We start from the raw sequence: 2,689 nt of genomic DNA on the forward strand, positions 1-2,689 counted from the left end.
GTCTCCGGCCGATCGGCTGGAGATCGCAGTCCGGAGGCGCAAACATAACCAGCTCGGCTTTGCTGCCCAGCTTTGCATGATGCGATATCCGGGCAGGACTCTTGTGGCGAACGAAATACCGCCGCGGGCAATGCTCCATTATATCGCCGAGCAACTGGATGCCGATCCGGAAAGCTTCAGCTCCTATGCGAGGCGAGAGCCGACCCGGCTGGAACACGTCTCGCACCTCCTCGCCTATCTTGGGATGAGAACCGCGGCAGCTCCGGACCGGCGGGCCGCCTTGATGTCCGCAATCGAAACGGCGGCGACGACAGACAAGGGGTCTTCTATTGCCAAGGCAATCGTCACCACCATGCGGGAACGCAATGTGGTGCTTCCCACGCCGGACACCATAGAGCGGATCGGGCTGGCGGCACGCGCCATAGCGCGACGGCGCGCGGAAGCGGCGTTGATCTCCGGCTTTTCCGCTGAGCAGCTTCAAAGCCTCGACGATTTGCTGAAGGTGGATCCTGCAATCGCACAGACGCGGTTCCATTGGCTACGATCGGCTCCGGACGCACCCGGCGCCGGCAACCTGGTCGCGATGATGGAAAGGCTCTCCTTCATCCGCACCCTCGATATCGATCCCCGCCTGCAGGGCCGCATCCATTCCGGACGCTGGGACCAGATGATCCGGGAGGGCGCTGTCACGCCGGCCTGGCTTGCCGCTGATTTCAACGCCAGCCGTCGGCGCGCGACGATCGTCGCCCAGGTCATCAAGCTCGGCCACAAGCTGACCGACGACGCGGTCACCATGTTCATTAAGCTGATCGGCAGGCTCTTTTCCCAGGCCAACAATCGCAAGAAGCAGCGCCATGCCGAAACGCGTAAAGAAACGACGAAGGCGCTCCGGCTGTTTCTCGATACGATTTCCGCCCTTCAGGCCGCCAACGAGGGGTCGGTTCCGGTTGGGGGCGAAATGACACTCTAAGCGCTCATCTCAGGCGGAGGTCGCCTTATTTTCGTCGGCAAAGTATAGGCTAACCATAACCAGCCGGACAAGTTCGTTTTGCACTGTCGGGTCCGTCAACGCGCCACGGCGCGCGGCGTTATGAATCGCCCCATAGCATCGGAGAGGATCATCGCGGCTGTGTGGTCTGCCTTATTGCGCTGGCGATTCCGGCAGGTGGCGACGGCTTCCGCATAGTAGGCGATATATTCGACCTCAAATTCGCTGTTGGGATTTCTATAGTCGTCTGAGCTTGGCGCTTCATCGAGCAATACCTGATGCAGTCCGGGGTAGATGCTGTGATACGTTCTCGAAGGATGTGTTCAGCGAGGAGGACGCGACGCAAGGCCTTCGGCCTCTGCTCGAAAAGGTGTGGCGCTACTGCTCGATGAACGAAATCCGCGGCCGGACCGTGACTCTGAAGGTCAAATACGCGGATTTCCAGCAGATCACGCGGAGTCGCACCGCAGCTTCCCCGATCACCTGCCAGACAGATTTCGAACAGGTCGCAACCGGACTACTCGGGGCGATTTTTCCCACGAGGAAAGGCATCCGTCTGCTTGGAATCTCGTTGTCGTCGCTCGGCGACGAGGCCGACGATGACACGCAGCTCCGGTTCTATATTTGACGTGTGAAAGAGGAACCAGGCTGGAATCGAGCCGCGGTGGTGCGCCATTGTTTGATGGACCCCTTGGGTTGATATACCTTGTCGGCAACGATCGCTGCCTTCCTGACCGGATGATTTGATGAACGCACTTTCTGGACAGTTCGACCTGTTCGATCTTGACCCTGGCTACAGGGAAGCACTGCGGCGCATTGCGCCAGCTCGGCGCGCGCGGCAGCAACCCGACATTACGGCCAAAACTGACGATGATCTCGCTCAGCTGCTCGAAGACACGGGGCGGTTCAAGGTTTTGCGAAAGCTGGTGCCACGTCCGATCATCGATCGCGCTAGCAGCAAATTTCCGAGGCTTGCCGTCCTGCTCGATGTCGAAACCACCGGTCTTAATCATTCCCGCGACGAAGTGATCGAAATCGGTGCGGTCGCCTTCACCTATGACGATGCAGGGATGATCGGCGATGTCGTCGGCGTCTTCAGCGCGCTCCGGCAACCGTCGGGGCCGATACCGGCGGAAATCACTCGCCTGACCGGCATCACCGACGAGATGGTGGCGGGACAGACGATCGATTTCGTAGCCCTCGATGCACTTATTGAGCCTGCAGATCTCATCATCGCCCACAACGCCGGTTTCGACAGGCCATTTTGCGAGCGTCTGTCGCCATCTTTCATCCCAAAACCATGGGCCTGTTCGGTGACGGAAATCCGCTGGGCGGATCACGGCTTCGAAGGCAACAAACTCGGCTATCTGGTCGGACAATCGGGCCTGTTCCATGAGGGGCATCGCGCGACCGACGATTGCCATGCGCTGCTCGAAATTCTTGCCAGGCCGATTACCGGCGGCGTGACGCCATTCTCAGAGCTCCACGCCGCCAGTCAACGACTCCGGGTTCGGGTGTGGGCCGAGAACAGCCCCTTCGAGATGAAGGATCATCTGAAGGCGCGCGGATATCGATGGTCAGATGGCAGTGACGGTCGCCCGAAATCCTGGTGGGCGGAAATCGCCGAGGAGGAACTTGAGGACGAACTCCGATTTCTGCGCGGAGACATTTATCGTTGGCCCGAAGCGGAGCCGCTTATGC

General features: G+C 59.8%; 1 protein-coding gene and 2 pseudogenes. All 3 read left to right on the forward strand.

Annotated elements, in window-relative coordinates; translation table 11 throughout:
- Positions 1-934 (forward strand): annotated as a pseudogene (locus EOA27_RS31010) (DUF4158 domain-containing protein); the annotation flags it as partial.
- A 355-nt stretch (positions 935-1,289) separates the two neighbouring features.
- Positions 1,290-1,616, forward strand: a pseudogene (locus tag EOA27_RS31015) (DNA polymerase IV); the annotation flags it as partial.
- Between the two features lie 118 nt (positions 1,617-1,734).
- The coding region (locus EOA27_RS31020) for a 3'-5' exonuclease (RefSeq protein WP_145970645.1) at positions 1,735-2,689 on the forward strand (955 nt) is incomplete at its 3' end.

This window comes from Mesorhizobium sp. M2A.F.Ca.ET.037.01.1.1 (assembly GCF_003998075.1).
Classification (GTDB): Bacteria; Pseudomonadota; Alphaproteobacteria; order Rhizobiales; family Rhizobiaceae; genus Mesorhizobium.